Genomic DNA, 24474 nt, shown 5'->3' with positions numbered 1-24474 from the left:
CCTGACAGAGGCTCCTTGAGTCGGGTGGCGGTCGCCCTCTGGATCGCAACGTGAAGGCCGGCGGCGAGCAGTTCCTGAAGCTGCGGTGGCGGTCGCTCTCGGAGCGACCGTGAGGTCGCAACTCCAAAGCTGGCCTGAACGGCAGCGACGCCGGCACCTCTGGCAGTCGCTCTTCAAGGCGGCTGTGGATCGCAGCAACGACACTGCCAAGAACACCGCGCTCGACGCGCTGGTGGCGGTCGCCCTCCTGGGGCGGCCGTGGGTCGCAACGTCGCGAAGTCCCAGCGGGACAAGGTCCGCCTCATCGGCGTGGCGGTCGCACTCCGGGGCGGCCGTGAGTCGCAACCGGCGCATCTCCTCGCGGGTGACGAACACGCCGAGGGTGGCAGGCGGCCGTGGGTCGCAACGCCGACCCCGAGGACGCGCACGCCTTCCTCGACCTCAGTGGCGGTCGCCCTCCGGGGCGGCCGTGGGTCGCAACCCCTGGCCGAACCGCCGGCCAGAGCACAGGGATCAAGTGACGGTCGCCCCCCGGGACGGCCGTGGGTCGCAACCGTGCGAGTTGCGTGAGGGGCCGGTGCCCGGCGAGCCGTGGCGGTCGCCCTCCGAGGCGGCCGTGGGTCGCAACACCCTCGGCGACGACGTCCTCGTCCGCCTGTCTGAGTGGCGGTCGCCCTCCGGGGCGGCCGTGGGTCGCAACCCGATCATCATCGACAACGCCGTCGTGTCGTGGCATCTGGTGGCGGTCGCCCTCCGGGGCGGCCGTGGGTCGCAACACCATTCCGGCGGAGGCGATGGGCATCACGGTCCGCAGTGGCGGTCTCCCTTCGGGGTGACTGTGGGTTGCAACTACCAGGGTGGGGTGCGGGCCTACCCGCTGACGCCCGGGTGGCGGTCGCCCTCCCGGGCGACTGTGGGTTGCAACTCAGCGGTCGACCGGTCCCCGGCGATCAAGAGGAACGCGTGGCGGTCGCCCTCCAGGGCGACTGGGGGTCGCAACACCTCCGTGGAGATCGCCAAGGGTGCCACCGCGGCGGTGGCGGTCTCCCTTCGGGGTGACTGTGGGTCGCAACACCCGGACGAGGTGCTCACCGCGGCCGATCTGATGGTGGCGGTCGCCCTCCGGGGTGGCCGTGGGCCGCAACCCGTGGCGCGCCGAGCAGGCCGACATGAGACCAGGTGGCGGTCGCCTTCCGGGGTGGCCGTGGGTCGCAACTCACCCGCCGTGCCGTAAATGCCGTCGCGGGGGTGGCGGTCGCCCCCCGGGGTGGCCGTGGGTCGCAACTTGTCCGACAGGTCCGCGATGGTGGCCATCGCCATGGTGGCGGTCGCCCTCCGGGGTGGCCGTGGGTCGCAACGACCCGTGGGAGCGCTCGATCATCCGCGCCGGCTAGTGGCGGTCGCCCTCCGGGGCGGCCGTGGATCGCAACGATCTCGGCGCGTGCGTCGACACCAGCTCGGATGCGGTGTGGCGGTCGCCCCCCGGGGCGACTGTGGGTCGCAACCAGTAGCCGCGTCCTGGTGGTGGTATGACCTCCCAGTGGCGGTCGCCCTCCCGGGCGGCCGTGGGTCGCAACGTCGTACCTGCCGTCGAAAGTGCGGGGGTCGAGGTGTGGCGGTCGCCCTCCCGGGCGGCCGTGGATCGCAACCACCTGCTCGTCCACTCGTCGGACACCCGGACGCCGGCGGCGATCGCCCGCCGGGCTGGCCGTGGGTCGCAACAAGAAGCTCTTGGAGCTTCAGAGCCGGGAGTGGAAGTGGCGGTCGCCCTCCGGGGTGGCCGTGGTCGCAACGCGCGGGGCATCTACCTCCAGCTCGACGCGTACGGCGGGTGGCGGTCGCCCTCTGGGGCGGCCGTGGGTCGTAACGGCTGCAACGACCCCGACGACGCCAAGCTCGTGATGCCGTGGCGGTCGCCCTCCGGGGCGGCCGTGGGTCGCAACTTGACGATGCCGCCCAGGCCCTTGGCGACCAGGCCGAGTGACGGTCGCCCTTCGGGGCGACCGTGGGCCGCAACGCCATCCACCGCGCCACCGGGTTACAGCCGTGCCGTAGGGCGGTCGCCCTCGGGGGCGGCCGAGGGTCGCAACTCCCCGGCGTCGGGGGCGCTGAAGTAGTACTGCCGCAGTGGCGGTGGCCCTCCCGGGCAGCCGTGGATCGCAACCTGACGGAGCACAGCGAGCCGGACTCCAAGGCGATGTTGCGGTCGCCCTCCGGGCGGCCGTGGGTCGCAACCCTGCCAGCTGCGAGCCGGCGCGAGGCGTGCGCCGGTGGCGGTCGCCCTGCGAGGCGGCCGTGGGTCGCAACATCACGTCCCCCAAGGGGGCGGTCACCCCGGCTTGGCGTGGCGGTCGCCCTTCGGGCGGCCGTGGGTCGCAACCTGACCGCCGTGGGCTTCCACTTCGGTCTGTGGAAGTGGCGGTCGCCCTCCGGGGCGGCCGTGGGTCGCAACGACAAGTGGGGCGGCAAGTGATGAGCGAGACGACGGTGGCGGTCGCCCTCGGGGCGGCCGTGGATCGTAACGTCCCCTGCACCAGGCTCAACCCAGGGAACAACAGTGGCGGTCGTCCTCCGGGGCGGCTGTGGGTCGCAACATCACCATTCACGCCGCCCGCACCGCGCGCCTGTGGAGTGGCGGTCGCCCCTCGGAGCGGCCGTGGGTCGCGACAGCGGGGACCTCAACATCCATGACCAGGCTCAAGGTGGCGGTCGCTCTCCGGCGCGGCCGAGGGTCGCAACAGCATTGAGGCTGTGGTGAAGTCGATCCCCAGCCTCGTGGCGGTCGCCCTCCGGGGCGGCCGAGGGTCGCAACTGGGACGCCGAGCTCTATTCGCGGTGGGTCGACCTGTGGCGGTCGCCCCCCCGGGGCGGCCGTGGATCGCAACGCGCGTTCGATCGTCGCGGACTGCTCGGCCATCCGCTGTGGCGATCGCCCTCCGGGGCGGCCGTGGGTCGCAACGCTTGCGAGTAGCCGTAGCTCCTTCACTAGATCGATGGTGGCGGTCGCCCTCCGGGGCGGCCGTGGGTCGCAACCCCTTGAGCAGGCCGCCGAGCAGGCCGAGCGGCCCCCCGTGGCGGTCGCCCTCCGGGGCGGCCGTGGGTCGCAACGGCGTTGTAGACCCTGCCCACGATCAGGTCCCGGCGGGGTGGCGGTCGCCCTCCGGGGCGGCCGTGGGTCGCAACACCTGCATGAGCTGAGTGATGATCTCCAACTGCGTGGGTGGCGGTCGCCCTCGGGGCGGCCGTGGGTCGCAACTCGATCACCGCGGCGTTCGGCAGGGTGTCGCGGACCGCGTGGCGGTCGCCCTCCGGGGCGGCCGTGGGTCGCAACTTCTTGTCGGTCGCCTGGAACACGACGACGATGGGTGACGGTCGCCCTCCGGGGCAGCCGTGGGTCGCAACACGATTGCCCTCATCATCACGATCGTCGTAACCGCACCGTGGCGGTCGCCCTCCGGGGCGGCCGTGGGTCGCAACGCCGAGGGCTCGTGGACGATCGTCGCGGATGAGGGGTGGCGGTCGCCCTCCGGGGCGGCCGTGGGTCGCAACGCCTCAGCCGCCGCCGCCTCGGCCGCAGGGAGCGCCTGCGGCGGTCGCCCTCCGGGGCGGCCGTGGATCGCAACCGCATGGCGTAGTCCGCGAGCAGGTCGGCGAACACGAGTGGCGGTCGCCCTCCGGGGCAGCCGTGGGTCGCAACGCGACGAACGACAGACCGAACCCGACACCGGACAGCGTGTGGCGGTCGCCCTCCGGGGCGGCCGTGGGTCGCAACCTGGATGCGGAGCCGGTGCTACTCGGACCGGGCTTGCGTGGCGGTCGCCCTCCGGGGCGGCCGTGGGTCGCAACCACAACGACGGCCGGTTCACGCCTGGCCTGGCCAGGTGGCGGTCGCCCTCCGGGGCGGCCGTGGGTCGCAACCGGTTCGTCCGGCGCTTGGGCGCTCGGGACGCTCGTGTGGCGGTCGCCCTCCGGGGCGGCCGTGGGTCGCAACGCGCGAACGGCTGGAGCCCGCCTCCGTCGGAGGAGGTGGCGGTCTGCCCTCCGGGGCGGCCGTGGGTCGCAACCTGTGGAGTCGAGGTGGACGTCGAGGGCGTGGCGGTGGCGGTGGCGGTCGCCCTTCGGGGCGGCCGTGGGTCGCAACGGCATCTCGTCCAGGCCCTCGGGCGGCTTCGCGGCGTGTGGCGGTCGCTCTTGGGGACGGCCGTGGGTCGCAACTGGCGAGCACTGTTTGCTGGTATTGGCCAGGGCATTGGTGGCGGTCGCCCTTCGGGGCGGCCGTGGATCGCAACGGGTTGTAGGCGGCCAGCGACCCTGCGTGCTTGACCGGTGGCGGTCGCCCTCCGGGCGGCCGTGGGGCGCAACACCCATCGGATCACCGCACTAGCCGGCGTAGCCGTCCAGTGGCGGTCGCCCTCCGGGGCGACCGTGGGTCGCAACAACACGGGGTACGGCTGCATCCCCAACCTGGACAACAGTGGCGGTCACCCTGCGGGGCGGCCGTGGATCGCAACGACCTCTGCTAGGACGGGGCCGGGTACGTCAAGCGTGGCGGTCGCCCTCCGGGGAGCCGTGAGTCGCAACCATGTCCTCGGCCACCACGGTGCCGATGACGAGGTCGCGGTCGCCCTCGGGCTGGCCGTGGATCGCAACGCCGACTGGGCGTACGAGCGGGTGGGTCTGGACAAGTGGGGGTCGCCCTCCGGGGCGCCGAGGGTCGCAACGCCTTGAGCACGCCCACCGCGTGCTTGATCCCCAATCCGTGGCGGTCGCCCTCCGGGCGGCCGTGGGTCGCAACGAGGGTGGCGGAGGTGCCAGATCGGCCGACCGTGCCGCGTGGCGGTCGCCCTTGGGGGTGGCCGAGGGGCGCAACGACCAGGGCAGTGAGCACGTCCGCACCTACGCCAGGTGGCGGTCGCCCCTCGGGGCGACCGTGGGTCGCGACACCGGCACCGACTCCTGGTTCCGCAACCGCCCGGCTGTGGCGGTCGCCCTTCGGGGCGGCCGAGGGTCACAACTTCGGTGTCGTCACCATGACGACGTGCGTCGAGACGGGGGCGGTCGCCCTTCGGGCGGCCGTGGGTCGCAGCGCCTGCGTTCGATCAGGCCCGACAGCTAAGGCTCGATAGCCAGGAAGTAGCGGGAGCCTCCGGAGGTGGAATCACAGCTGAAGGTGCTCTGGCCCTTCACTTGTCCCTGCCTTTGTCACCTGCTTACTCTACTTTCCGTTAGATATCGAAAGCGGAGAGTGATGAAGAGTTTTGGCGCCAGGCTGCGGACAGTAGCTACCCCTCAATCGGCAACGGCTATATGTTTTCTGGCCCTCCTGACTGCATGTGAAGCAGGGCGGCCGTCTTCCTTGCCGCCCCAGGCTCCGGTGCCCGCCGCCTCGACACTGTCTCCGGCGAAACCAACTCCAAGACTGACGCATGACGTGATCGTCGCGGCCTATAGCGAGTACTGGAACACGCTCACCACCGCCGGCAAATCCTCGCCGGAGGAGGCCCGGACTCTGCTCAAGCAATACGTCAGCGGCTCATATCTTGATCACCTTGTTGCTGGGGTCCGCCAGATGAGTGAGCAAGGGCGGGAGCCGTACGGCGAGGTCATCCCGCGTATCAAGGAGGTGCGCGTCGGCGGGAAGCGTGCCGAGGTCATCGACTGCCAGGACACATCCCAGGCCGGCATGGCCGACCGCCGCACGCACCAGCTCATCCCCGGCACCATCAAGGCCAACTCGACGGCGAACATCAAGGCGGAATTGGAGCAGTCTGCCGACGGGCGGTGGCGCCTCGTCGGATTGAGCATCAGGGAGGCGGCGTGCACACCACCCTCGTCCTGACTTCGCTCCTCTTAGCCACCGCCTTCGGTCCGGGTGTCCCCGCGGACGACCACGGAGCCTTCCCATGGGGCAGCGGCTGGGTCGCGTACAGCAATCATGAAGCCGGACACCAAGCCCGGTCCCCCAGAACCGGCGGTAGCGGTGGCGGCGGGCTAGTCAACTGCCACACCATCGGCGGCGCGAACGGTGCCACCTACCTGCAGTGCGACCACGGACCCGACGGCCAGCGGAACGTCTTCGAGGGTGTGACGCCCGGAGATCCGGCGGCACCTGCCGTGACGCCGGAGATGCTCCTGCAACAGGCCCTCGGCCAGGTCAAGCCGCCTGTCCCACGGATCGCGACGGCGCCACCGCGCGGCAAGGACGGCCTGGTCGGTCTGCCGCACTTCTTCTGGGCAGAGCGAAGCCAGTGGCGCTCGATCAGCAAGCGAGCGACATCTGGGCCGGTGTGGGCCGAGGTTACAGCCACGCCGACGACCATGGTCATCCGTCCAGGCGCGGGACAGGCCACAGTGACGTGCAAGGGGCCCGGCACCCCGTACGACCCGTCTGCGGACGATCAGAAAAGCGCCTGCTCGTACCTCTTCACCCGCTCCAGCGCCGGCCTGCCGGGCGCGCACTACAAGGTGACCGTCTCCGTCGTCTGGACAGCCGCGTGGACCGGCTCCAATGGTGCAGGCGGACCTTTGGCGCCGATGACGACGTCCACGACCTTTCCGCTGCGGATCGCCGAAGGCCAGGCATTGATCAAGAGGAGCTCCTGAATGGTCCGCAAGCCCATGCCCGCTCCACCTCAGCATGCCGAGAACGGCGTCGTCCCTCCGGTGCAGGTGCCGAAGCTTACGCCGCAGCCGCGCCAACGTCGCCGAGGACTGCTGCTCCTCGGCGTGCTCGTGGTGGCCGGCGGCGGAGTGATCAGCTATCAGACGATCACGGGCTTGAGCAACCGAGTGCCAGTCCTCGTGATGACACACGATGTGCCCCCTGGCCAAGAACTGACGGCCAACGACGTCACCACGACTACGGTGGGCGCAGACAGCCTCGTATCGACGGTTCCTGCCCGCGATCTGCCCAGAGTAATTGGCAAGCGAGCCGTGACGGATCTCGTAGCGGGCATGCTCGTGCAGCCCAGGCTGCTCACCGACCGGGTCGTCCCCGTCGTGGGCCAGCAACTCGTGCCCGTCGCGGTGAAGCCGAGCCGACTGCCGGCCCGCGGCCTACGGCCCGGGGACGCGATTCTCGTCCTCGCCACCCCGGAGAACCAGGCCATCCCCGCTTCCAGACCGACCGCCCGTCCCGTCATCGATGCGGTGGTCGACCAGGTGAAGGGGCCGGACGTCGACGGTCTCATGGTCGTCGACCTCATCGTGAGCAACTCGCAAGGCACCGAGCTCGCCCGTCTGTCGGCCGGTGGTCAGGTCGCCCTGGTCCTCAACCCTCGGAGCAGGTGAATGGCGACCTACGCGCTGATGAGCCCGGGCGGCTCCCCAGGCGTGACCACGGCCGCTCTTGCCGTCACCTACGCCTGGGGTGGCCGGGCCCTACTCGCGGAGTGCGATCCCAAGGGCGGCAGCGTCCTGCAGGGATTCCTTGGCGGCCGGATGGAGGGGCTGCCCGGCGGCCTGTTGGAGTTCGCCCTGGCCATCGCCCACCATCCCGATCCGGCCGTCCTGTGGAAGTACGTCGTGTCTCTCGACCAGGATGCCCGCGAGTGGCTGCTGCTCCCCGGAACAAGAGACCCGCGCCACGTGGCGCAGCTCGAAACCGCGTGGGACGCGATCGCGGCGGCGATCACCTCGGCCGGCGAGGGAGTCGTGGACGTCGTGCTGGATGTGGGCCAGATCGGCGGGCCGGACACCCCCATGCAACTGATCGCAGCGTCGGACCTGGCCCTGATGCTGTTGCGCCCCACCCTGCGTCAGGTCGCGGACGCCCGTCCCAGGCTGGATGCGCTCGGCCGCTATGTGGGCGCGAAGGTGCCGGTTGCTCTGTGCCTGGTCGGCGAAGGCGACTACACCGCCAAAGAGATCAGCGACGCACTGTATGGCCTGCCCGTCATCGCGGGGATTCCGCACGACCCGAGGTCAGCCGCAGTGTTTTCGGACGGCAAACGGGCACAGCGCTCCTTCCGCCGAGCGCCGTTGATGCGCGGAGCGTCGTTCCTTGCAGATGCAATGCGCCAGTACCTCGCCGGAGCGCAGCCAGCTGAAGGGATGGTGGCGCGATGACCAACTGGCCGCCTGGTGATGTCTGGCCTCCACGTCCCAGCACGGACCCCGCCGACCCCGGTCTACTTCCCCGTACGGCGACTCCGGTGGAGGAACTCGACGACAAGGCATTCCGGGAAGCCGTGCTCGACATCACCGCCTCGATCGCCGACGACCTCAAGGACAGCGAGGATCGGGAGGCCGCCCGACAGGTGATCCAGTCAGCGGTGCAGCGCTGGTCCCACGAACGGCTGTCGGATGGCGTCGCCGTCAGCTTCGCGACCCAGCGCCGGCTCGTGCAGGCCGTCCTGGACGAACGGTTCGAGCTCGGCGTGCTCACGCCGTACGTCAATGACAGCAGAGTCGAGAGCATTGACATCAACGGGTGCGACGAGGTCTGGATCACCTACAGCGACGGCACCTGCGAGCGCGGCCCAGCGGTCGCCGCCACCGATGACGAGCTGATCAAGATGATCCAGATGTGGGCGCTCCACAAGAGCTACAACCCACGCGAGTTCTCCGCCGCGAGCCCGCTGCTCAACACAGCGCTCCGGCCCGGAGACGGGGAGGGCGGCGTGGGCGTACGGCTCAGCGCCACCATGGCCGTCACTATCCGGCCGTGTGCGAGCATCCGCTGCCACCGTCTCGTCGACGTCACTCTCGACGACCTGCTCCGGCTCGGCACCGTCAACCGCAGCCTGTACGGCTTCCTTCGCGCGGCCGTGCTGGCCCGGCTGAACATCGTCATCACCGGCGGTACGGCAGCGGGAAAGACCACGATGCTGCGCGCGCTGGCCTCGGCGATCGACCCGGCGGAGCGGCTCGCCACGCTGGAGTCGGACTACGAGCTGTTCCTGCACAAACTGCGTCACCGCCACGAGAACGTGATCGCCTTTCAGGTGCGGCAAGCCAATTCCGAGGGCGCCGGAGCCGTCACGCTCAACGACCTGATCCCGCATTCCCTGCGTAAGAACATCAAGCGGATCATCGTCGGCGAGGTGCGAGCCGACGAGATCATCCCGATGTTCGAGGCGATGAACACCGGCCATCCCGGCTCGATGTGCACCATCCACGCGGACGGGACAGAGGAGATCTTCAACCGCATCGTCATGCTGTGGACGCGCGGGGTCGGTGCCCAGACTCCCCCTGAGGTCATCCACCTGAACACGGGGGAGACCATCGACCTGGTCGTCCACCTGAGAATCGATCCCGCGACCAACACGCGCTTCGTTTCCGAGGTCCTCGAGGTGATGCCTCCGGCCGACAGCGAGCTGCCCAGCCGTAACCGCGTCTACAGCCCCACGGGGCCAGGTGGCCGGGCGATGCCGGACATCACGCCTCAGTGCCTTCCTCAGCTGAAGGCCGTGGGCTTCGATCCGACGCTCCTCGACCCGTACGCCGCCATGTGGGAGGTGCGGTGAACACGCCCGCCATGCTGGCCGGCCTCGGCACATCGGCGGTCCTGGGCGGAGCGGTCTGCATCGTCATCAGTCTCATCGGTCGGGGGCCCGATGAGCCGGCGCGACCTCCTTCCCGCTGGCTGGCGATTCGGACGACGCTGATCGCTCGGCAGCGGCTTGTCGCGATTTCCTTCGTCGCCGCGGTCGCCGTTCTCGGCCTGACCGGATGGCCCGTCGCCGCATGCGCCACGGCGGTCGGCGTGCTCGCCTTGCCGAAGGTGGTGTCTGGCCGCACCGCCGCTCAGCAAATCCGAAAGCTCGAAGCACTGGAGCTGTGGACCCGACGCCTGGCCGATCTCCTGGTGGCCGGCCGAGCCCTCGAACAGGCGTTGGAGCAGAGCGCCGCCCGCAACGTTCCGTCCGCCATCACCGGACCGGTCACCTCTCTTGCCCGTCGCCTCCGCGTCGCCCAGATGCCGACCGAACAGGCGCTCCGGCTGTTCGCCGACGAGCTGAACGATCCGGTCGGAGACCGCATCGCAGCCGCCCTCATCCTGGTGGCCCGGCGACGGGGCAAGGGCGCCAGCGCGCTGCTACACCAGCTCGCCCAACTCGTCGCGAAGGACGTGAGCGACCGCCGGGAGGTCGAAGCCGCGCGAGCCGAGCACCGTACGACAGTTCGCTGGATCATCGGCATCCTCGTCGCGTTCACGGCTATCGCGATCACACAGCGGTCCTACGTCGCGCCCTTCGGCACGCAGGTCGGACAGGTCGTCCTGGCCATGGTGGCAGGCCTGTACGGCGTGGCGCTGTGGTGGCTGCATCGCCTCGGCAGCTCCGCTGTCGGCCACCGCTTTCTCACGGACCCCGGGAAGCAGCAATGAACGTTCCGGCCGTGACCGCCGGGGCGATGATCGGCCTGGGCCTGGTCATCGTCGTGTCCGAGTTAGCTCCCGGGCCTCCCCGATTGAACGACGCGCTCGCGAGGCTCGACGGTGCCCGGCGTCCCGGCCCTCGCGGCCGACTTACCGTACGGCTGTCACGCCTCCCCGTTCCACACGAGGACCTGGCGCTTCTCGGCATCAGCGTCGAGCGGTTCACTCTCCAGCGCGTCGCCTTTCTGCTGTTCGGCTTGGTGTTGCCTCTCCCGCTGACCATGCTGTGCACGGTCGCGGGCATCTCTCTGCCCTGGGCCGTGCCGACCGGCGCAGGCGTACTGTGCGGGGCCCTGTTCGCCTTGGTCCCTGACTACGCCGCGCACAGCCAGGCCCGGGAGCGCCGGCACGAGTTCCGCGCCGCCCTGGCGACGTACCTCGACATGGTCGCGCTGGAGCGATCCGCCGGCGCCGGGCCACCCCAGGCCCTCCAAGCGCCGGCCGAGGTGTGCACGGGCTGGGTGTTCCGCCGCATCGCCCAAGTCCTGGAGCATGCGAAACGAGCCGGTGAACAGCCGTGGCGTGGCCTCGCCCTGCTGGGCGAAGAAGTGCGCATTCCGGAGCTGACCGAGCTCGCCGACATCGCCGAGGACGCCGGTTCGGAAGGCGCCCAGGTGCTGTCCACCCTCCTGGCCAAGGCGCAGTCCATGCGCACCACTGCGCTGGCCGAGGCCCGCGCCCGTGCCAACAGCCGGACCAGCGAGATGCCCATCGCCATTGGCATCTCGGTCTTCGGGTTCCTGGCGCTCGTGTGCTTTCCCGCCGTCTACCGAATTATGAGCTGAGGAGATGCCGCATGTCCCCTCTCCTGCCACCGGAGGCCGCCTACTGGCTCGCCCTCAAGAGGCTCCTGCTGGACCGGCTCGAACGGGTCCGCCGGGATCCCGACAGGGGGGCGATGTCCGCCGAAGCAATGATCATCATTGCTGCGCTCGTACTGGTGGCGCTCACCGTCATGGGCATCGTCACCGCGAAAATCATCTCCAAGGCCAACTCGATCAACCTGTGACCCGCATTGTGAGGTGCAGGGCCGATCAGGGATCGATCGCCACGGAAGTGATGATCGCCCTGCCTGCCGTCATGCTCACGATTCTCGTCTGCATGCAGCTCTGCCTGCTGTTCTTCGCCCAGTCGGTCGCGCTCGCCGCCGCCCAGCAAGGCGTACGCGCCGCGCGCACCGACGGCGGTTCCCGTACGGCCAGCGACAGCGTGGCCAGAAGTTACGCCGAACGGACAGCCGGCGGGTTCCTGCACTCCATCAGATCCAGCAGCCGCGGAGATGCGACGACCGTACGGGTCACGGTCCGGGGGGAGGCGCTCTCGCTCGTCCCGTTCCTGCCGTCGATCCAGGTCTCGGAGGAGGCCGCGGGAGCCATTGAGCGCTTCACCACTCCGGGGCAGGCGTCATGAACGACCGCGGCAGCGCCACGGTAGAGGCGATGCTCGCCATAACGGCCATCTTCCTGGTCATCCTCCTTGGCGTGGCCGGTGGGAGGATCACGGTCGCAAGCGCAGCGGTAGAGGCGGCAGCGCGCGACGCCGCTCGCCAGGCGTCCATTGCGCGGTCCGCCGCCGAGGCCGGCGGAAGAGCCGAGGCCAGCGCCCGCGAGTCGTTGAGCAGCCAGGGTGTCCGGTGCGTCTCGGTAAGCGTTCGCGTGAGCACCTCGGGGTTCAGCCGGCCGGTGGGGAGTCCCGCGAACGTGTCCGCGACGGTTTCGTGCTCCGTACCACTGGATGATGTCGTCTTTCCCGGTCTGCCAGGCAGCGTCGCGCGCCGCGCCACCTTCACAAGCCCACTTGATCCGTACCGGGGGAGGGAAGCATGAGGACCCTCTTCTTCGCTCCCGAGGCAGAACGCGGGTCGATCACGCCGTACGCGCTCATCTTCATCGTGGTTCTCATGCTCTTCGTCGGCCTGGCCGTGGACGGAGGCGCCAAGCTGCGGGCCGGCTGGGAAGCGGTGGGCATCGCCGAGGAAGCGGCCCGGGCCGGAGCAGGACAGATCGACCGCCGCGCCGTATACGAGGGCCGAGAGTTCACGATCGATCGCAGCGCTGCCGTCCGGGCGGCTCAGGCATACATCCGAGCTTCGGGCCGCCCCGGCACCGCGGCGATCACAGGCCCGGGCTCGATCCGAGTGCGCGTCAGGGTCACCAAACGGACCTGGCTGCTCTCGTTGGTCGGTCTCTCCTCAGTGTCCATGACTGCAACTGCCACCGCTGACCTCGTCTCCGGCGTCGAAAGGCCGCGCTGATGACGCTGTCCCGCCTACTACGCGCACTGGCCGCGACGATCGCACTCACCTGCATCGTCGTCGGCTTTCCGATTCTGTTCTACCGACTCGCGGGCTCTCCGTTGCCTGATCACATCCCGACTGTTCAGGAGGTTGGTGAGAGGCTGACCGCTCGGGATGACGGCACCCTGTTCATCGCCGTCCTGAAGCTCGTCACCTGGGGAGCGTGGGCGGCGTTCTCGCTCTCGGTGCTCTGCGAGATCGGTGCCCGGCTCACCGGGGCAAGGTTCGTCCCTCGGTTGCCGGGTCTGGGTGGGCTGCAGCGTCTTGCTGCCTATCTCGTGGCTTCCGCCTCGCTCGTCGCCACCGCCCCGGCCGCGATGGCGGCGGAGGCTGCTCCACCTCCTGTCGTCGCCATGGCACCGTCACATGCTCTCGGTGGTGATGTCGTCTCGGACGAGCCGTCTCCGGCGCAGGATCCCGTCTATCGGGTGAAGCAGGGCGACAGCCTGTGGGAGATCGCTGGCGACAAGCTGGGCAGCCCGCGACAGTGGAAACGGCTTTGGAAGCTCAACGCCGGCTCCGCCCAGCCGGACGGGCACAGGTTCACCGATCCGTCGGTTATCCATCCTGGCTGGAAGCTTCGGCTCCCGTACCAGGTCAGGAAGCCTGAGCGCGAAGCGTCCCGCCCCTTGGAGAGCCTCCAGCCGACGAGGCCCGGTCCTGAGTTCCCTGCTGTCCACGTGGAGGGCGGGCATGAGCTGACACCGCTCGCTCCGCCGCCGGTTCACAGCTCTGTGGAACAGGACGGTCGCAGTGCCATCGAGCTGGAGTCCGGCTCTCTTGTGGCCTTGGGCTATGCGGCGGGCATCAGCACGGCATACGTGGCCAACCGGGTGCGTCGGCGTCGGCGCCACACCCCGCCGCCGGCGTCGGATCCCGTCGTCGTCACGCCTGAGCCGAAGCCGGATCCTGCTGTGGCCGAAGTCCGCCGCGCGCACGCGCGCACCTTCACCCAGCGCGGCGAGCAGCCTCCCTCATACATCGAACTCCTGCGCGCCGCGCACTCCATCGACGTACCGCAGAAGCTCCCCATCGGGAGGCGTGCCGACGGTTCTCCTGTCGAGATCGCGTTTACCGGTCCCGGGCTAAGCCTTACCGGAGACGGTGCTCAGGACGTCGTCCGCTACCTCCTGGTCGACATGGTCCGGCAGTCGAGCAACTTCCGCATAGAGGTCGTGGTGTGCAGTGAACTGGCGGGGAGCGTCTCTGGGATTCCGGCCGAGGAACTGTCTGCGATGAGCGACTCGCTACCTGGTCTGGTGGTCACGCCCACAGTGGATGCCGCGCTCCAGCACTTCGAGCAGACGTACTTCACACGGAAGCGCATGCTGCTCGAACGCGAGGCAACCAACATCGAGGAACTGCGCGAGCGGGATCCCGGAGAAGTCTTACCGACCATCGTCCTCATAGCCGAAGTCGACGACGAAGTATTCGACCGGGTCTCCGCTCCCCTGGTCACCTCCTCTACGACAGGAGTCGCCGCGCTACTTCTCGGCGACTGGCCATGCGGCACGACATGCGAGGTCAGTGAGGATCACCAGGTCGTCAAGGTCGAGGGCCAACTCGCCGCCGCGATCTCCGGGGCCGCTCTCTTCCACATCAACGAGGACGAAGCCGCAGCGCATCTGCGAGAGCTACTGCCGGAGGAGGAGCTCACAGCCGTCGTGGAAGAGCCTTCGCAGAGCTCAACACCTGAAGTCTGGGATGGACCGCAGTTGGTTCGCCTTTCGGTACTGGGCCCTCCGACCGTCCACGTGCGTGGTCGGTCTAATCCGCTTGAGCTCGGCTGGCTGCAGCTCAACGCGCTCGTGTTCCTCGCTCTCCATCCGGCAGGAGTCACTCGTGACCGGCTCACAACAGCCCTGTGGCCCGAGGACACGGGCAAGGACGTGCACAACACGCTTCGGCACCTTCGAAACGCGCTGGTCACCGCCACCGGCTACGAGAATCGCGACCGGAAGAGAGCGCCGTTCATCAACGCGTCGACCACTCAGGAGGGCGCGACCTACCGCATTGACCCAGCACTGGTCAGTGTCGATCTATGGGACTACCAGGCGGCTCTGGGGGAACTTAAAGCGGCCTCCGATCCTGGTGCCAAGCTGTCGGCGCTCCTGAAGGCCGCGGAGTCGTGCAACGGAGAGCTGGCGCACGGCCTGGAGACGGAGTGACTTGACGAGCACCGCTACCCGCTGACCCGGTCGCAGGCCGACGTCCTGAGCCAACTCGCCGAACTGTGCGGCGATGACGATCCTGAGCAGGCACTTTACGCCCTGGAGAGAGCTCGCGCGCTGGATCCCGACACCGAGGAGACCTACCTCCGCATCATCCGCCTGCAGCTGGGCCTCGGCCGCAGGGACGACGCACGTCGAACCGCCAAGCTGCTCCGCCAGTGCCAAGCTGGCCTCGGGCTTCCGCCCAATCCCAAAACAGAAAAAACTCTCGCTTCGCTGTTCGCTGGTAACGAGGAGCCCTGAAGCCCAGCCCTGCTCGCAAGGCGAAGTACGGTGAGGAGATAACCAACGCCAAGGTCACCCTGGGCAGCGGCGAGACCGTGAGCTTGTGTTGACTACCCTTCGGCGATGACCCAGTCCAAGGCGAGCCGCCGGGCTACTGCATACACAACGGGATCCTTCCCGGTCATGGATATCGCCCCGCCCGCGAGCCCACCCCGAGGTCCGCGCCCGCCCTCCGGCTCCGTCGGCTGCTTCCAGCTCCGGCTGAGCATCCGCAGGGCGTCGGCCCGGCTCACGGTGGCCACCATGACGTGATCGCGGGCGTGCTGGTAAGAATGACCGTCCGCCGATAGCGGGTTATTCAGTCGGAGGAACTTGTTCGCGGCGATGCGAGTACCGTCACCGCTCGACTCTGACCGTCCCTGGGTCACCACCGGGTTCTCCAATGGATCGGATAAGGGCCAGGGTTCCTTGTCGACCTCGGAAGTTGAAGTAGCGGCCGGTAAGCTCGCCGGTCGTGCCGTCCAGGACGACCTCGGCCGTACCGTCGTGATCATTCATGTCCGCCTCGGCCACCCCGGGGCGGGTCTGATTACGGTAGGTGTACGTCAGACGCGCATGATTATGCCCATCCATGCCGAGACCCGCGGTGATCGAATAGGACGTGGACGACCTCGGTTCCAGTACGTCGAAACGGATCGCGATGCGCGTCCAGGTTTGGTCGATGCAGATCCGAATAGGAAGCCGCGTCTGGTTATAGGACGATACGAGGTACCCCTCGTACCTCCCCTCCATGACGGGGACCTGGATGATGCCGAGCCGATGCAGCAACGGCCAACGCCAGGCGACGGTGTCGATGAAGCGGTAGAGAAGACCAAAAGCAGCGGCGACGGTGGGGGCGCTGATCAGCCAGGCTGGCCCGATGCCCAGAGCGTCGGTCAGGGCATTGGCGGCCATGGCCAGCAGGACCGCAAGGAAGGCGATCGTGCCGAGCGCCTGAGCTCGGCTGTCGCTGCTGCTATAGGCGTGCATGGTCTAGAGCAACCTCCACAAGGCCTTGAGGACGCGCTCGGTGGTGTGCTGGTTGTGCTGGCCGGGGTCGTTCATGAACAGGCGATGTACCTCATCGCAGCTTACGCACAGAGCGGCCAGCTCAGCGCCCGAGTACTGAGCTAGCCACATCATCACGTTCGAGAGCCGGACAGAGTCGTCGGCTACGAAGAGGTGGTTGGGCACGTTGTAGACCAGGCACTCCAGCAGGTATCCCGGGGCCGCCCTCTTGTCCACCAGTCCCAGATCAACCGCTCGCCTCCGAAGGCGCTTGACCTGCCGCACCGTGGGCTTGTACTTATCCCGGCACCTGGTGTTCTTGGCCTGGCCGTTGTCCCGGTGCCTCTTGGGGTAGTTGATGATCCGTCCACCCTGCAGCGGGTTGATCGCGATGCCCTCGATGAAGGGCGGATCGCCGTACGCAGGGTAGGAGAGGAATCTCCTATGCTGCAGCGCCGGCACCACGTCTGCATCGACGTAACCGTCACGCTTATCCACCCGCAGGCACTTGTTCCTGGGATGAACGCGCTCGGAGCCGTAATAGTCGCTCAGCGCTTGTTGCACAAGGCTGCGGAAGGTTGCTGCTGTCATCGTCGTGGTGCCCCGCCGCCGGTTCTCAAAGCGGATCTTGTCGGAGGGAGGTAGCTGCGTCCCGTCCGGGATGTAGATCGACTTCAGCATGACGACGATGTCCACATCGGAGTCGCCCCGTGTGTTCGTCGCGTTCGCGTACGACCCCTGCAGGAAGACCTCCCAGTCCAGTACGGACAGGGACGGGGATCGGTCAAGAGCGGCCTTGACGGAGGCATAGGTACGTTGGGCGGCATCCTGCGCCCCCGGGGTCGTCCAGCTCCTGCGTTCGCTTTCCGAAATCGCCATAGCATCTCCCTGTCGTTGGTTGGTTGCTCAACGTAGGACATGCGACTGACAATTCGTCGCAGAAGTTCTGCACTGGGTCAAGTCTCGAAGCATCCTGAAACCGTCCCGTCTCGGTGATCGCGCGAGCCTGCCCATACGACAGCCGGGCGCACCTGGTGTCGGGGCACACATTCCACGCACCCACGGCTTCGCCTTCGCAGCCGGCCGCACCCAAAACGAGCTGATCTCGTGGATCACGCTCAACCGCCCCGGAATGCCGGCACACCCCGCAGCGAGGGTTACTTTGCTTGGTTGAGGATGACCTTGGCGAGGGCGTCGGCGGCGTCGGGTCGGCCGAGGGCTTTAGCAGCATCGGTCATGCGCGCTCGAAGGCCAGGGGCAAGGAGGAGCTCGTCAAGTTCGGCCAGGAGCTGCTGCGGGGTCGGGTCGGGTTCGAGTAGGGCGCGAGCGGCTCCGGCCTGGACAAGGTAGCGGGCATTGTTGCGCTGCTCGTCTCCGGCAGCGGGGACCAGGGGGATGAGGACGGACGGCTTCCCAACCGCCACCAGCTCGGCCACGGTTCCCGCGCCGCTGCGGGAGACGGCGACGTCCGCGGCGGCATACACATCAGGCAGTTCCTCACCGACGTACGCCGTGGGGTGATAGCGCTCACCGATCTCGGCGGGGAGGTTGGCGGCGACCTCGGTGAGATGGCTGATCCAGTCCCGGCCGCACTGGTGAAGCACCTGGGTATGGGTGAGCAGCGAGGGGAGTATCTGCTCGATCAGGGTGTTGATCTGCCGGCTGCCCTGGGCGCCGCCTGTCACGTAGACGAGCGGCAGGTCCGGGGCCAGGCCGTACCTCTCGTGCGCCCAGGCGGGGTTTCCGTTCAGGAGCTGGGGGCGGATCGGGTTGCCCGTGACCACAGCCCGTGCACGTGCGCGCTGAGGGAGATGGTCGATGGAGGTGGGGTGGGTGAGCGCGACCGTCGTGGCCACGCGCGCCAGGATGCGGTTCGCCAGGCCGAGTGAGGTGATCTGCTCGTGCATGACCAGCGGGCGGCCGAGAATGCGAGCGGCGAGGCCGAGAGGCACGCTGACATACCCTCCCGTCGACAACACCACATCCGGCCGGTAGCGGGCGGCTATGCCGGCGGCCTGCAGCACGCCGACCGGGATCTTGAACAGGTCGATCACGTTCTGACCGAGCTCTCGGAGGTTGGGTGAGCGTCTGACCTTGCCCGCGCTGATCGCCTTGAACGGGATGTGGTGCTCCGCCGCGATCCGCGCTTCCAGGCCGTCCGCCGTGCCCACCCACAGCACGTCCACGTCGCGGCCCTGCCCGGCGGCGTGCTGGCGGACGGCCGTGATGGTCGTGAGCGCGGGATAGGTATGTCCGCCGGTCCCGCCTCCGGTGACGAGCATCCGGATCTTCCGCGCGGCTGTCATGCGGTCGTCTCCTCCATAGGTACGGCAAGGCCGAAGCGAGCGCCGGCCTGGCGGATCGTTTCGGGGGTCTTGATCGGCACCCACTGTTCCACGGGTACGGCCATGCCCTGGTGTCCGCGGGCGAACAACACGCTCATGGAGACCTCGTAGTACCCCAAGTCCGCGAGCGTGGCAGTCAGCTCTCGGACGAGGCGGGCGCCATTGATGCGGTGAACCCAGATGTTGGCCCAGGCTCCGGGCGGGCAGCCGCCGGCAGGGCGCTCGACGATTCTGGTGACGCGGAAATCGGGGCCGAGGGTGAGCATGCCGCCGATGAAGGTGCTCTGGAGCACCGCGGTTGTCACAGCGATCGGCGACGGGCAGGCGGCCAGCCGCTCATAAGTGTCGTCGGGGACCAGGTCGGTGATCCCGCTCACGAACACGGAGCCGGCCGTACGGACACGCCGCAGTCCGGTGAGTGCGGCACCATCCGCGGTGAGGCCCTCCTGCAAGCAAACCTTGACGTCGCGATAACCGGTGGCAGCGACGTCCGCCTTGATTTGCTGCACGTTCCCCGGATTCGCGATGACCAGGAAGCGGTGAACCCCCGCGCGGGCAGCCTGGCGCATGTGTCGTTGCAGCAAGGTCTCGCCGCCCAACCGAAGGGTCGCCTTGTCGCGGCCGAGGCGGGTGCCACTGCCTCCGGCGAGCAGGATGGCGATCATAAGCTGGTCTTTCACCTCTCCAGGTCTTCTGCCAGAAGGCAGTTCTTAAGGGCGTCCGCCACGGTCATGCAGTCGGCTGTGCTGAGCGAGGGATGGAAGGGGAGGAACAGCGTGCGCACCAGCAAGTCCCGAACCTCACCCCAGTCCTCTTCGCCCTGGTGGACCGCGAGGGTCGGGTAGTCGAACCACGGCCGGTCGAACATGACCGAGCTGGCAACCCCATGCCTCGCGAGCCTTTCCCGTAGGTCAGGCATCGGATTCGGAAGGTGGACGGCGTAGCGGCTCTGGGTGGCCTGAGGAGTACGGCCCGGCATCACGACAGCCGGGGGGAGAGCTTGTTGGTAGGTCTCCGCGACGCACTGCAGGCAGGCACGCAGAAGTTCACGCTGCTCCCACTGGTGATAGGCGATCATCGCTTCGATCTCGCTCATCCCCCGGAAGCGGTAGATGCTGTCGCCGACCGCCCATCGGTGTTCCTGCCCGCTGTGCGAACGACGGGCGGCGATTCGCTCGGAGAGACGCTCATCGCGGGTCAGTACGGCTCCGCCGCCGCTCCCGCAGATCGGTTTCGTGGGCGCGAACGACATGATCGTGACATCTCCCCAGACCCCTGGTCCGGAGCCGGGCCTCGGGCCGGGAAGGAGATAGGCGCAGTCCTCGATCACCAGGCACCCTCGCGCACGAAGCGCGCCGAGGGCGGCATCGGCGTGCTCACCGACCATGCCACCGTGGTGAATCCAGATCACCACGGCCCGCCCGCTGACGGTGTCCGGGTCAATGAGCGGAGCAAGCCGTACGGCATCGATGGGAACCGGCACCGGGATACCGCCGAGCCGGGCGACAAGACCCGGGATCGCGACGAAGCAGTTGGCCGGGACCAGGACCTGGCGGTTCACGAGGTCAAGGTCCTCAAGGATGAGTTCGAGGGCGTCCATGCCGCTCCCGACGACCACGGCGTGGCGGTTCCAGTCGGCGCCGAGACGTTCCTCCAGCCTTCTCGTATGCGGGCCACCACGAAGTAGACCTGAGTCGATGATCCTCGCGACGTCATCGCTGATGGCGTCGCGGACCTCCGGCAGGACGAGCGTCCTCCAGGACGCGATCTTCGTCATGCCGGCTCCCCTGACGTGAGGATCCGCCCAGCCTGCGGACCGGCGTTCATCAGCAGGTCGAGGACGCTCAGGTTGTCCAGGAAGCCCTCGTGGAGCTGGAGATAGCGCGGTGGGCGATAGCCCTGCCAGCGCAGTTCGATCCCCGCCGCCTCCAGGACCTCAGGGTCGAGGTACGAGGCGCAGCCGTCGCCCGCAAGGTAGGTTGCGGCCCCGAGACGGCGGCAGATTTCCGCGAGGAGGACGGTTTTCGTCTGGCTGAACTCACCGAGGCTACTGCTGAGCACCCACGGAGTGGTGATGCCGAGCATCCGGGTCAGATGGAGATCGCAGGCCAGGTTCAGCATGCCGAGGTTGGTCCACTGGTGGTGGTACAGCAGGCCGAGCAGCTCCGTGCACATGTCCAGATGGAGGGCTCGGGCGTAGGCCTGCCGGATTGTGGCCTCATGTCGTCTCTGCCAGTCGTCTCCTGGCGCGATCGACGCCCTTCGGATGGGACCGCCGCGAGAGCGGCGCGCGACGGGGACGGTCAGCCGCGTACGACCGGTGCTGGTCTTGATGTAGTTGCGGTTCTGCCATCCAGGGGTGAATGCGACGTGGTCGAGGTAGACGAACAGGTCGGCGCGCTGCATCTTGTCGAAGAACCCTGGATACGGCAGGTAGTGAGGCTGGTGAATCGCGACGACGAGGCCCATCAGGCGATCTCCTTGCCGGCGCGCGAGACGAGCTGGTGGGCGCAGCTGAGCGCCGCCGCGACCGTCTGCCCCATGTCCAGGTAGAAGTCGGCGCCCGCGCCTCGGCCGGCGAACACCACGCCGGTGGTGGCGTCGGACAGTTCTCGGTAACGGCGTATCAGCGCCGTATTGGCAGGGGTGCGAAGCACGAATTCGACGACATGCTCCCCGTCGCCCGCTCGCTCGGTCCCGACCAGGGCTACAGCAGGAGCATGGTTCCAGGGCAGCAGGTCGGGCCGATGTGTGCGGTAGTGAGGAGTAGCCGCATCGGGGTGCGTCGTCACCGGAACGCCGGGAACCTGGTTGGCCTCACGCCAATCCAGGGCGACTCGTCGGCGTGCCAGCTTGCCGTACCGGTGGCCGAAGTAGGCGTCGAGCGGTCCGGTGTAGACGCAGACGTGCCGTGAACGCGGCCATGGCCCGTGATGGCTCATGTACAGGTCGATCAGCGGGGAGCTGACCATGCGGGTGAACATGGCCCCGTAGCCGTCGGCGGGCAGGCCTTCGAACCGGCGCCGGCGATAGCCGTCCTCGTCATCGAAACGGATCGCGAAGCGGCTGCTGAAGACCTCGGCAACGAGCTGGGACGGATGCACACCCCATTGCTTGGTCACGTACGCGGCGACGAACATCTCGTACAGCCGTGGACCGAGGCTGGCCAGCGCGACATCCTCGACGGTCGCCGGCAGGCGATTCCGGTATGGTGCGGCGTCTCGATTCACGCTCCGACGCGCCTCTTCGGGGTCGAATTCCTGCCCGTAACAGTGGCGGATCGCCGTGAGCCCGATCGGCATCGGGATCAGATGTCCGTCGACCAGGGCGTGAACCGTGTGTCGATAGTCCATCCATTCGGCGAAGCGCGACAGATACCGCCAGATGCTCAGGTCGTCGGTGGCCATGACGTGGGTGCCGTACGGGCAGAACTCGATCCCCGTAGAGTGGCGTTCCGAACGGCACAGGCCGCCGATCCGCGTATCGCGTTCCACGAGTGCGATGCTCATACCGTGTTCGGCCAGGTGCTGAGCGGTGACGATGCCGAACAGGCCGGCTCCGACGATGACCACGTCGTACGTCATAGGAACCACGCGTGGCGAGGTGCGAACTCGTCGGCCGGCGGCGTGGGCAGGGCGCCGGCACGCCAGGCGTCGATGGCCATCGTCTGCTTGATGTGCCGGCAGCCGGTGGCGAAGCAGCGACTCGTAGCCATGGAGTCGATGAGCCGCTGGGCGACCTGACGGTGCCGTTCACCTCCCCAGATGTCCTCCAGGTCGTCCTCCTGAAGGGTGCCGATGAGGTAATCGGGCCGTCCCCACTGGGGTCCGCACGCGTACACCTCGCCGTTCGCCAGGACCCAGCAGTTCAGCCCGATCGCCACCGTCCAACACCAGCGATGGTCCCCGGCCGCCCCCTTGTCTCCCATGATGAGACCGAGCTGGTCGAGCCAGGCGGTGATCCCCTGATCCTTCGCGAACGTGCTCAGCAGCTCGCGGAACTCCGCGCGTTGGGCGTCGTCGAGGGTGAACCCGCCGATGCCCTCGTAGTCGTCCACCAGACGGAGATGGACGTTGTCGAAGCCCGTCGAAATTGCCCAGTCGTAGATGCGGGGCAGCCAGGTGTAGTTGCGGTTGTTGATGAGCACCTTGGCGTTGACGACGGGAGTGCTGAGGCCGGCCCTGTCCCGGCCGTCCAGGATCGCTCGTACGGCGCGGGTCATTGCGGTGTGTCCGCCGCGACCACCTGCGACCTCCGTATAGCTGGCGTCGTCGTAGCCGAACACGGCGGCCTCGATGAACGTCATCTTGGCCAGCACGTCGGCACGGGCGAGGACATGACCTTTGATCAGGTTCGAAGCCATGCCGGCACGGGCCTGCTCCGGCAGCCCCGCTATGTAGTCGGCGACCTTTCCGCCATGCCACAGGGTGGGCTCTCCGCCGCCGCAGTACTGGACGCCGCGCACACCCATCCGCGCGATCGAGGCATGCAGACGGTCCATCATCTCGGTGCTCATGCCGGCGAAGCCGTACTGCTCATTGCGCGTCTGGGCGTAGCAGTGGACGCAGGACACGTTGCAGGCCATCGTCGGGTACAGCTCCAGTGACCAAGGTGCGGGCCGGATGGAGATTCCGCCGTCGAAGACGTCCGGGTCAACGGCCTTCGCCTCGGCCGCTGCATAGAGGGCTTTGACCCCTGACCAGTAGTCGGCAGGTCTGGCCGTTGCCGTGATGAGCTCGAATCCCTTCATCAGGACCTCCGTGGCTAGAAGAAGGCCCTGTGTGGGGCGGTGAAGGAGCCGAGGAACTCGATCAGCTTGTTCTGCCGATCGTGGACGCAGAACGGGCACCTTTTCAGGTCGAGCTCGGTCAGGACCTGGCGGCGCTGCTCTCCATGCCAGATCTCCGACAGCGAGGCGGTGGTGACGTTGCCGATGATCCCGTCGGTGCTCGTTCGCTTCTGGGCGCACAGGTACACCGAGCCGTCCGCTCCGATCACCGGCTTGAACGCCTGCCAGTGGCAGCGGCTGTAGCCACGAACCTGGTGCACTGCGTTGTCGAAGATCCGGTCCACGATGTGCACGTCGAACGTCTCGTCATCCAGCTCGATGGCTTCGGCCAGCTCCCGAAGCATCCGCTCGTGCAGCTCCGGGGCAATGGCGACTCCGGAGTACGACTTGTACTGGATGTAGTCGGCACCGCAGTCCTTCACCAGCCGTCCGCAGGCCAGGATGTCGCCGACGTTGACCTCGTTGATGAAGAACCCGGTGCCGACCGTGCAGGGACCGTCGGCCTTTGCCAGCGCGCGCAGGTTGGCGATGATCCTGTGGTGATCGTCGTTGCGGTGCAGCCGGGCGTGCAGCCGAGGGTCGGCGGCGTCGAGGCTGAACCGGACGTAGGTGGCGGCCTGCTTGAGCCGAACGGCATGTTCGGGGAAGACTCGGGAGCCGTTCGTGACCAGGCCGACCGACATCCCGTGTCCAGCGGCCCGCTCGATCGCGTCCACAGTGGCGGGATGTGTCATCGGCTCTCCGCCCCCGACGAAGAGGATCGATCGGCAGCCCAGCTCGGCCAACTCGTCGATCACGCGAAACAGGACTGCGGTTTCGAGACGCTCGCCACGCTCTGCCGAGTGCATCGAGTGGTAGATGCAGAACGAGCAGTCGTGGTTGCACACATTGCTCGGGTCGAGCTCGACACTCGTCGGAAAGGCGTTCTTGCCGTCCAGGTACGCGAGTAGCTGTGCGTCCTGGGCCAGAAGGCGCATCGGGTCGAACAGGAACCGGAATCGGTGGGTTCGTTCGATAGCCGCGTACTTGTAGCCGACCTCTTCGGCCAAGCTGCGGATTCCCGACGTGAGCGTAGCCACGTCCTCATTGATCATCTGGTCTGCCGGTAGCAGCGGCAGTGTCTTCCTGCTCACGTAACTCGTCCTCTCTGAAGACGTCGA

The 24474-nt window shown here is 67.9% G+C and carries 24 protein-coding genes; 15 read left to right on the top strand and 9 right to left on the bottom strand.

The features are described from left to right. Nucleotides 1-2344: 2344 nt before the first annotated feature. The 15 genes from QSK36_RS43755 to QSK36_RS43565 all read left to right on the top strand — a co-directional run bounded on the left by QSK36_RS43755 (nucleotide 2345) and on the right by QSK36_RS43565 (nucleotide 15151). On the top strand, nucleotides 2345-2473 hold the full coding sequence (locus QSK36_RS43755; protein WP_436838286.1) for a hypothetical protein: 129 nt from the start codon (nucleotides 2345-2347) through the stop codon (nucleotides 2471-2473). A gap of 2096 nt (nucleotides 2474-4569) precedes the next feature. Further along, nucleotides 4570-4728 (top strand): hypothetical protein, encoded by a 159-nt coding sequence (locus QSK36_RS43750; RefSeq protein WP_502883354.1) that lies wholly within the window; start codon nucleotides 4570-4572, stop codon nucleotides 4726-4728. Nucleotides 4729-5431: 703 nt separating this feature from the next. Beyond that, a complete protein-coding gene (locus QSK36_RS29345) occupies nucleotides 5432-5839 on the top strand; it encodes a hypothetical protein (RefSeq protein ID WP_285784592.1) in 408 nt (135 codons plus the stop codon). Then, complete coding sequence (locus QSK36_RS29340) at nucleotides 5818-6603, top strand: hypothetical protein (protein WP_285784591.1); 786 nt, start codon at nucleotides 5818-5820, stop codon at nucleotides 6601-6603. Before QSK36_RS29345 ends, QSK36_RS29340 begins: the two co-directional genes overlap by 22 nt. After that, nucleotides 6604-7290, top strand: coding sequence for an SAF domain-containing protein (locus QSK36_RS29335; RefSeq protein WP_285784590.1), 687 nt, complete (start codon nucleotides 6604-6606; stop codon nucleotides 7288-7290). Next, on the top strand, nucleotides 7291-8067 hold the full coding sequence (locus QSK36_RS29330) for a hypothetical protein (RefSeq protein ID WP_285784589.1): 777 nt from the start codon (nucleotides 7291-7293) through the stop codon (nucleotides 8065-8067). It begins immediately after the preceding gene. Continuing rightward, complete coding sequence (locus QSK36_RS29325) at nucleotides 8064-9467, top strand: TadA family conjugal transfer-associated ATPase (protein WP_285784588.1); 1404 nt, start codon at nucleotides 8064-8066, stop codon at nucleotides 9465-9467. Before QSK36_RS29330 ends, QSK36_RS29325 begins: the two co-directional genes overlap by 4 nt. Further along, nucleotides 9464-10330, top strand: coding sequence for a type II secretion system F family protein (locus QSK36_RS29320; protein WP_285784587.1), 867 nt, complete (start codon nucleotides 9464-9466; stop codon nucleotides 10328-10330). The genes QSK36_RS29325 and QSK36_RS29320 overlap by 4 nt, the downstream gene beginning before the upstream one ends. Then, a complete protein-coding gene (locus QSK36_RS29315) occupies nucleotides 10327-11166 on the top strand; it encodes a type II secretion system F family protein (protein WP_285784586.1) in 840 nt (279 codons plus the stop codon). The genes QSK36_RS29320 and QSK36_RS29315 overlap by 4 nt, the downstream gene beginning before the upstream one ends. A gap of 11 nt (nucleotides 11167-11177) precedes the next feature. Beyond that, nucleotides 11178-11390 carry a hypothetical protein gene (locus QSK36_RS29310; RefSeq protein ID WP_285784585.1) on the top strand — a complete coding sequence of 71 codons (213 nt, stop codon included), beginning with the start codon at nucleotides 11178-11180 and terminating at the stop codon, nucleotides 11388-11390. Then, nucleotides 11387-11791, top strand: a complete 405-nt coding sequence (locus QSK36_RS29305; RefSeq protein ID WP_285784584.1) for a TadE family protein — start codon at nucleotides 11387-11389, stop codon at nucleotides 11789-11791. The genes QSK36_RS29310 and QSK36_RS29305 overlap by 4 nt, the downstream gene beginning before the upstream one ends. Beyond that, the gene (locus QSK36_RS29300; protein ID WP_285784583.1) at nucleotides 11788-12207 is read left to right on the top strand and encodes a TadE/TadG family type IV pilus assembly protein; all 420 of its coding nucleotides are present in this window, start codon (nucleotides 11788-11790) and stop codon (nucleotides 12205-12207) included. Before QSK36_RS29305 ends, QSK36_RS29300 begins: the two co-directional genes overlap by 4 nt. Beyond that, entirely contained in the window at nucleotides 12204-12635 is a 432-nt protein-coding gene (locus QSK36_RS29295; protein WP_285784582.1) for a pilus assembly protein TadG-related protein, read from the top strand. The genes QSK36_RS29300 and QSK36_RS29295 overlap by 4 nt, the downstream gene beginning before the upstream one ends. Next, complete coding sequence (locus tag QSK36_RS29290) at nucleotides 12635-14845, top strand: AfsR/SARP family transcriptional regulator (protein WP_285784581.1); 2211 nt, start codon at nucleotides 12635-12637, stop codon at nucleotides 14843-14845. Before QSK36_RS29295 ends, QSK36_RS29290 begins: the two co-directional genes overlap by 1 nt. A 21-nt stretch (nucleotides 14846-14866) precedes the next feature. Then, nucleotides 14867-15151: a tetratricopeptide repeat protein gene (locus tag QSK36_RS43565; RefSeq protein ID WP_352241110.1), complete on the top strand. Its 285-nt coding sequence runs from the start codon at nucleotides 14867-14869 to the stop codon at nucleotides 15149-15151. A gap of 378 nt (nucleotides 15152-15529) precedes the next feature. Here QSK36_RS43565 and QSK36_RS29285 read toward each other — a convergent pair whose 3' ends face one another. The 9 genes from QSK36_RS29285 to QSK36_RS29245 form a co-directional block, all read right to left on the bottom strand. Next, complete coding sequence (locus QSK36_RS29285; RefSeq protein WP_285784580.1) at nucleotides 15530-16162, bottom strand: Cap15 family cyclic dinucleotide receptor domain-containing protein; 633 nt, start codon at nucleotides 16160-16162, stop codon at nucleotides 15530-15532. Nucleotides 16163-16165: 3 nt separating this feature from the next. Then, entirely contained in the window at nucleotides 16166-17059 is an 894-nt protein-coding gene (locus QSK36_RS29280; protein ID WP_285784579.1) for a nucleotidyltransferase domain-containing protein, read from the bottom strand. 278 nt (nucleotides 17060-17337) lie between these two features. Then, entirely contained in the window at nucleotides 17338-18486 is a 1149-nt protein-coding gene (gene murG, locus QSK36_RS29275) for an undecaprenyldiphospho-muramoylpentapeptide beta-N-acetylglucosaminyltransferase (RefSeq protein WP_285784578.1), read from the bottom strand. Beyond that, nucleotides 18483-19190, bottom strand: a complete 708-nt coding sequence (locus QSK36_RS29270; protein WP_285784577.1) for an NTP transferase domain-containing protein — start codon at nucleotides 19188-19190, stop codon at nucleotides 18483-18485. The genes murG and QSK36_RS29270 overlap by 4 nt, the downstream gene beginning before the upstream one ends. An 11-nt stretch (nucleotides 19191-19201) precedes the next feature. Next, on the bottom strand, nucleotides 19202-20302 hold the full coding sequence (locus tag QSK36_RS29265) for a DegT/DnrJ/EryC1/StrS family aminotransferase (protein WP_285784576.1): 1101 nt from the start codon (nucleotides 20300-20302) through the stop codon (nucleotides 19202-19204). Then, nucleotides 20299-20994 (bottom strand): WbqC family protein, encoded by a 696-nt coding sequence (locus tag QSK36_RS29260; RefSeq protein ID WP_285784575.1) that lies wholly within the window; start codon nucleotides 20992-20994, stop codon nucleotides 20299-20301. Before QSK36_RS29260 ends, QSK36_RS29265 begins: the two co-directional genes overlap by 4 nt. Continuing rightward, a complete protein-coding gene (locus QSK36_RS29255) occupies nucleotides 20994-22109 on the bottom strand; it encodes an FAD-dependent oxidoreductase (RefSeq protein ID WP_285784574.1) in 1116 nt (371 codons plus the stop codon). Before QSK36_RS29255 ends, QSK36_RS29260 begins: the two co-directional genes overlap by 1 nt. Continuing rightward, entirely contained in the window at nucleotides 22106-23275 is a 1170-nt protein-coding gene (locus tag QSK36_RS29250; protein WP_285784573.1) for an SPASM domain-containing protein, read from the bottom strand. Before QSK36_RS29250 ends, QSK36_RS29255 begins: the two co-directional genes overlap by 4 nt. A 14-nt stretch (nucleotides 23276-23289) precedes the next feature. Continuing rightward, entirely contained in the window at nucleotides 23290-24447 is a 1158-nt protein-coding gene (locus QSK36_RS29245) for a radical SAM/SPASM domain-containing protein (RefSeq protein WP_285784572.1), read from the bottom strand. Nucleotides 24448-24474 lie beyond the last annotated feature (27 nt).

Source organism: Microbispora sp. NBRC 16548 (assembly GCF_030268985.1).
Taxonomy (GTDB): Bacteria; Actinomycetota; Actinomycetes; order Streptosporangiales; family Streptosporangiaceae; genus Microbispora; species Microbispora catharanthi.
The sequence above is the reverse complement of the archived record's forward strand: the minus strand, read 5'-3'. Positions and strand labels throughout refer to the sequence as shown.